This is a genomic window from Bacillus sp. ISL-4 (assembly GCF_018613275.1).
Lineage (GTDB): Bacteria > Bacillota > Bacilli > Bacillales > DSM-1321 > Peribacillus > Peribacillus simplex_E.
On record NZ_JAGGQN010000012.1, the window covers coordinates 466608 to 473202 of the forward strand.

Sequence of the window (6595 nt, forward strand, 5' to 3'; positions counted from 1 at the left end):
CTTGAAATTTGACACACAAATTAGTGCTTGCTAATATGATAATATCAGAACATATTAGTACTGTCTAATATGATTGGAGGAAAAGTTTATTATGGTTAAAACTGATTTAGATATGAAGGTTAAATTCCTACGTGGTTTTTCAGATAAAACGAGGATTCAAATTCTTGAGTCAATTAAAGAACAAGAAAAAACAGTTTCAGAGATTGTGGAGGATATAAAGGGTAAGCAATCAAACATATCTCAACATTTAGCTTGTTTAAAAGGCTGTAGACTTATTGTAGGTAGACAGGAAGGTAAATACATTAGATATAGCCTGCGAAATCAACAAGTACGAGATCTACTCACAATGTTCGATATGGTATTCGAAGAAGTGCATACTGATATTGCTTGTTGTGAAAATCATATTGATTAAGGTGGTGAAATCCATTGGCCGATGAATGTTGTAATTCAAAAGGAAAAGAAAATAATTATAAAGACGAAAATAAAAGCTGTTGTAGCAGTACTTCAAAAACATTACAAAATACTAATGAAACAAAGAGCTCTTGCTGTAGCAGTGATTCTGCCGCTTTAGAAAAGTCTAATGAAGCAAAAAGCTCTTGCTGTAGCAGTGATTCTGTCACATTAGAAATACCTAATGAAGTAAAAAGCTCTTGCTGTAGCAGTGATTCTGTCACATTAGAAAAGCCTAATGAGGCAAAAAGCTCTTGCTGTAGCAGTGATTCTGTCGCTTTAGAAAAGCCTAATGAGGCAAAAAGCTCTTGCTGTAGCAGTGATTCTGTCGCTTTAGAAAAGCCTAATGAGGCAAAAAGCTCTTGCTGTAGCAGTGATTCTGTCGCTTTAGAAATACCTAATGAGGCAAAAAGCTCTTGCGGCAGTAGTAAGGTTGAAGGACATATAACAGACATCCCACTTTCATCTTCCGCTTCTGGAGAAAAAGTTGTATACCGTGTACACGGAATGGATTGCCCTGCTTGTGCTGTTACCATAGAAAAAGGTTTAAGTGCTTTAAAAGGGATCAGAGATGTAACTGTGAACTACAGCACAGCAAAACTACAAGTCGTTGGAGACAGTGGTTCGTTTGACCAAATTGAAGATCACGTTCAAAACCTTGGTTATACGCTTGAATCAGTAGAACAAAACCAAAATATGAGGACTTACAACGTCGAAGGAATGGATTGCGGTAGCTGTGCGAAAAGTATCGAAAACCATTTAAATACTTTACCTTCTGTAAGAAATGTTAGTGTGAATTTTTCTACGGGGAAAATGAAGGTTGAACACGACAATAGTGTTGAAGATATCGTGTCCGAAGTGGCTAAAATAGGTTATAAATCGTCTTTGGTTTCGAGAAATAGTAAGGCTACCCAAACTTCTACAAACAAAGATGGAAAAGGGTTAATCACCTTGTCTGGGATTCTAATTGCTCTAGGGTTTATTGGTTCATACAATGATGTTTCACCTTTAATGAGCAATTTGTTATATGCGATAGCAATCTTGTTGAGTGGATATAAGCCTATGAAGAGTGCTTACTACGCTATAAAAAGCCGTTCACTTGATATGAATGTATTAATGTCTGCTGCGGCAATTGGAGCTGCTTTGATTGGTGAATGGTTAGAAGGAGCAACAGTAGTTTGGTTATTTGCTGTAGGGATAGCTTTGCAGAATCGTTCTATAGAAAGAACAAGAAATTCCATTCGAAATTTAATGGATTTAGCTCCACCAGAAGCGTGGGTTCTTACTGGCTCTGAACTGGTTAGAAAGCCTGTTGAGGAGATTTCCATTGGTCAAGTTATTGTTGTTAAACCCGGAGACAAAATCCCATTAGACGGAGAAATCATTCAGGGTATATCCAGTATAAACCAAGCTCCAATTACAGGAGAATCAATTCCAGTTGATAAAGAAATTGGTGATACAGTTTATGCAGGAACTATAAATGAAAGTGGTTCTCTTGAAATTAAAGTAACCAAGTTAGTTGCAGACACAACGATTTCGAAAATTATTCACCTAGTAGAAGAAGCACAGGAACAGAAAGCTCCTACACAAGCGTTCGTAGATAAATTTGCAACTATCTATACCCCCATTGTCTTTGTATTAGCCCTAGTTGTAATGGTCCTACCTCCTATTCTCGGCTTTGGGAATTGGGGAGAATGGTTTTATAAAGGACTTGAATTATTGGTAGTTGCCTGTCCTTGTGCATTGGTTATATCGACTCCTGTAGCTATTGTTTCAGCAATCGGAAATGCGGCTAAAAATGGTGTTTTAATTAAAGGTGGAACATTCTTAGAAAAAGCAGAATCTATTAATGCAATTGCTTTTGATAAAACGGGTACATTGACTGAAGGAAAGCCAAAAGTTTCGGAAATAAAAGCTCTAGGCATTTCAAATGACGAGTTGTTGTCCGTTGCTTTGACATTAGAAAATTATTCAACTCATCCAATTGCTAAAACAATTGTAAACTATGCAAAAGGCAAGGGCATACAATCAAAAAATGGTCAGTTGTTTAAAAGCATCGTTGGTAAAGGGGTTCAAGCTACTATTGATGGAGTTATTCATTATGCAGGCAATCTTAAACTGTTTGAAGAAGTGAATGTATCATTAGGCAATGTAAAAACAAAATCAGAAGAGTTTCAAAGACAAGGAAAAACAGTAGTTATTATTGGTACGGAGCAAAAGATAATGGGTATAATCGCAGTCTCTGATACTATACGTAAGACAACGGTTACTGCCTTAAATGGTTTAAAACAAATTGGGATTAATCAAACCGTAATGTTGACTGGCGATAATGAAGGCACAGCTAAAATGATTGCCTCTGAAGCTCCTATTGACCGTTATTTTGCTGAATTAATGCCCGAAGATAAAGTGAGTTCTATTAAGCAACTAAAAAACGAAGGTTATAAAGTAGCAATGGTTGGTGACGGCATAAATGATGCACCAGCACTTGCAACAGCTGATTTGGGGATTGCAATGGGTGGTGCTGGAACAGATACAGCAATGGAAACAGCTGATATTGTTTTAATGGCTGATAATCTTGAAAAGCTGCCTCACACAATCAAGCTCAGTAGAAAGGCTTTACAAATTATTAAACAAAACATTTGGTTTTCTTTAATTGTAAAGTTTATTGCACTAGCTTTGATCTTCCCAGGATGGTTAACATTATGGATCGCTGTTCTAAGTGATACAGGTGCTGCCATAATTGTAATTTTAAATGCACTACGCCTATTGAAAGTTAAAGGATAAACACAATAATTATTCATTCTATTAAACACAGAACAAGACACCCATCATATGATTAGGTGTCTTTGTTTTAAATAAGAAAGATTTACCTTTCGGTTTTACGTTCACCAAAAGTGACTATGAAATTCATTTGGTGGTTATTCTTAACCCGTGAATAAAGAAAAGGTAAATGAGGTAATATATAGTAAAACACTTCAATTCCTTAAAAATGGAGGTTATAGCCTTATGTCTAAAGTTCCAAACACTTGGCAAAGTATGACTAAAGAAGAGGCTGAGAAGTATTGGAAAGAAGGCATCGGCTTTGAAATGGCCCATTACGATTCCAATATGGAAATGGATAAAGAAATTGACACTAAAGAGAAGTTATTGAAGAAATTGATTATTTCAGGCAAGCATACTAAAGATGAAATAAAAGACTTGATTGACTTACCGGCTTCAGCTTTTGAAATTATCTATGCTAGAAACAAAATGTAAGGACTTCTGTCAATTATAAAAAATCTATATTAAAAAGTTCTTCAATTTTGAAGAGCTTTATTTATTTAAAACTAAATAATATTTACTTTTATTCTTCTACAATCACACTAATAATCTCATCGAACTGAATATACTCAAAGGAACTATCTTTCTTCTGAATGCGTAACTCTTTCGTAACAGGTTGTATGTACACAATACCCGTGCAATTCTTGTGGATGTCCCTCGTTATGCAATGTAAAAATTATCGGTAAATGATATTCCATTGCATAATGAATGTTGTTTTCAAACTCTTCAACCTGGTATTCATCAAGGACGGGTTTTTTGTTTAGGAAATTATCTTCCTCACCCATTTTTTTATTCAAGGCCTTATGTTCAGGTAACAACAATGCTGCTTGCCATTTAATAATCCCTCTATCACGAATCGTACCCATCAGAAAGATCCCTCCTTTTTATTTATTATATACGAACAAGGGTTCTTATAAAACCCCAAAAAAATTCCTCTTTCCCTAAATAAGTTCAGGCCAAAGAAACAATATTTAATAAACGGCATTGTTTATTTTTGAACAAATAAAAGAAGACCACCTATATAAGTGGTCTTCTTTAGTACATCCTATGGAACTAACGCACCCGTTAGTTTAAGTACAATCCTTCACAAATATAAGAAAAAGAGCTGCCAATGCAACTCCCTTATTGAGTAAAGCACTTGTATTGAAGGTCTCCTAAAATGTGTAACTTATTCAACTACTTCTTCTTATAGACCCAGATAAAATAATATACTGCAAGTGAAGTTAATCCAACATTCGTATATATGAAAAATATTCCAGCATACCATATATTTTTTTCAGCAAGTGGGTCGAAAATATAATGTAAAAAATGATATATTGCCACATACCATATACAAACATACCAGAATACTTGCTCTTTTCCTGAATTGAATTTTTTAACAAGTTGAAGAATAACAACCCAAAGCACGAGTATTAATGATGTGCCTATTAAATTGAAGGGGTAAGTTACAAAATAAAAAATGTAAGCACTATAAAACGCAATAATGGACAACAAAAGCATTAATAGTGATTTTCTGGATTCTTTTCGTGTAATAAAAATATATAAACCGACTAAAATACCAACACAAGAATAAATGTAGTGAAATAAATTTTCCATTTCAAAACCTCAAATTTAGCAACAAACTTTTATTTTGTTTCGATAAATAACGACATTCTTATACTATTATAGGTTAAACTGCTCGGAAATAAAGAACTTTCAACAATCATTTTACTCACTGTTTCGTTAAAATCTTAAATACTTTTATTTAGTTCTATACTATTTCTTACATTTTCAGTGTTGTTCCTATAATTAAACTTTTCTTTCTGTTCCGTTTTTGAATTAGCACTATTCGTTTCCAAATTAGACCAGTTCTTATTCAACTAACCTGCCCCTTTAGTTCCATAAGAAAAAGCTGCCTTAAAGACAGCTCTGATCTTAAGCTAACGCACCCGTTAGTTCATTAAAGACATACCTAATGAATGAATTTCCAGTTGTAAAAATGAGTAATACACCAATTCCGATTAAAACAATCCGCCAGAACCAATAACTACTTATAAAAGGTAAAATATCGATTTTTCCTTCTTCAACCTCCTTTATACCCTTATATAACCACTTGTACTGAAACAAACCAAGCCACAGAAAAATAACTCCCGTTACAAAAACAAATGCACCACCTATCATTTCATCCATTTCCTCGAACTCCCTACTTTTTCATCTACCATTATTTTAGTATATATTACTCTTGAACTATCCTGCCCCGTTAGCTAACGCACACGTTAGTTCATTAAGGATTAAGTTGTTTAACTAATGAGTGAAATTATATTGACACATCAGGATCAGTAATGAAAAAACACTGAGTGACAAAATCAGAAGGAAAATTAGAAGTAATTGAAAACATATCCCTGCAATACTACAGACTCTACCTGAAATAGCCAAACGTCTACCTTTTTCATTTGATTTATCAATTTCTATAATACTTTTATTCGAGGTACATATATGTACCTTATTGACCTACATAGTAATTGCTTATTATGGGTTCACCGAAAACAAAACCCTGTTTAACATATAAGCTTTTTATTCTTATGGTCCTTCCCTGTTCGTCTTTTTCTATCCATTTATAATGTTCGATGCGTCGATCTGGACGCAAAGAATCATAGTTTACTTCTCGTTCAATTTCAGTGGGCGGGCCCCAAGAAGAGTATTTGATATTAGAGGAAATCATTCCCTCGTAAGGTTCTATATTTTTTAATTTTTCTCCTTGTTTTGCTTCTATCTGTTGTAAAGCCACATTAGCTTGTTTGGAGTATTCCGGAACATCTTTCACCATTTCAAAACATTGTTTGGCTTTTACCATATTCCTTTGGGTCAAAAATTCCGTGCAGTCTTTGGCGACGATTGCATAAATCTCTTTAAGCTGTTGGTCAGAATCTCTAAATCCGGGTATCATTTTAAAACGGTTTGCTGCCAAATAATAATCTCCATCAGAAAAAGATTCCTCTGCCCTAGAATATATCTTGTTTTTTTCTACTAAATCGTCGATTCCTAAATTGTGATATAAAACCCAGCAAGTCAAGAAGCCTCCTACTATAGCTAGTGTTATTTTACCTTTTTTAGTTTGGAGCATTAATTAACTTTCCTTTCCAACGAAGTATATATATACCATCTTACTAATTTAATAATGTAATAGCACTACACAGGAGACTTGGATTCCTGTTTTTTTCTTTTTTTTAAAGGCTGTTTTCGTATAGATTGTTGTTTTTTCCACATACTAATTGAACGTTGATATAATCCGTTTTATAGGAGGCGTTTAGTTATGTGGGAAAATTATACGAAGGTTTCAACGATT

At 34.3% G+C, this 6595-nt stretch carries 6 protein-coding genes; 3 read left to right on the plus strand and 3 right to left on the minus strand.

The features are described from left to right. Positions 1–91 precede the first annotated feature (91 nt). The 3 genes from J7J00_RS11660 to J7J00_RS11670 all read left to right on the plus strand — a co-directional run bounded on the left by J7J00_RS11660 (position 92) and on the right by J7J00_RS11670 (position 3705). Complete coding sequence (locus J7J00_RS11660; protein WP_214790756.1) at positions 92–412, plus strand: ArsR/SmtB family transcription factor; 321 nt, start codon at positions 92–94, stop codon at positions 410–412. 215 nt (positions 413–627) lie between these two features. Continuing rightward, positions 628–3234 (plus strand): heavy metal translocating P-type ATPase, encoded by a 2607-nt coding sequence (locus J7J00_RS11665; protein ID WP_214790816.1) that lies wholly within the window; start codon positions 628–630, stop codon positions 3232–3234. Between the two features lie 222 nt (positions 3235–3456). Continuing rightward, positions 3457–3705, plus strand: coding sequence for a hypothetical protein (locus J7J00_RS11670; protein WP_214790757.1), 249 nt, complete (start codon positions 3457–3459; stop codon positions 3703–3705). Between the two features lie 143 nt (positions 3706–3848). Here the strand turns inward: J7J00_RS11670 and J7J00_RS11675 are convergent, their stop codons facing one another. The 3 genes from J7J00_RS11675 to J7J00_RS11685 all read right to left on the minus strand — a co-directional run bounded on the left by J7J00_RS11675 (position 3849) and on the right by J7J00_RS11685 (position 6373). Next, on the minus strand, positions 3849–4136 hold the full coding sequence (locus J7J00_RS11675; RefSeq protein WP_214790758.1) for a YolD-like family protein: 288 nt from the start codon (positions 4134–4136) through the stop codon (positions 3849–3851). A 1048-nt stretch (positions 4137–5184) separates the two neighbouring features. Further along, positions 5185–5439 (minus strand): hypothetical protein, encoded by a 255-nt coding sequence (locus tag J7J00_RS11680; protein WP_214790759.1) that lies wholly within the window; start codon positions 5437–5439, stop codon positions 5185–5187. 313 nt (positions 5440–5752) lie between these two features. After that, positions 5753–6373, minus strand: coding sequence for a hypothetical protein (locus J7J00_RS11685; protein ID WP_214790761.1), 621 nt, complete (start codon positions 6371–6373; stop codon positions 5753–5755). Between the last annotated feature and the right edge of the window lie 222 nt (positions 6374–6595).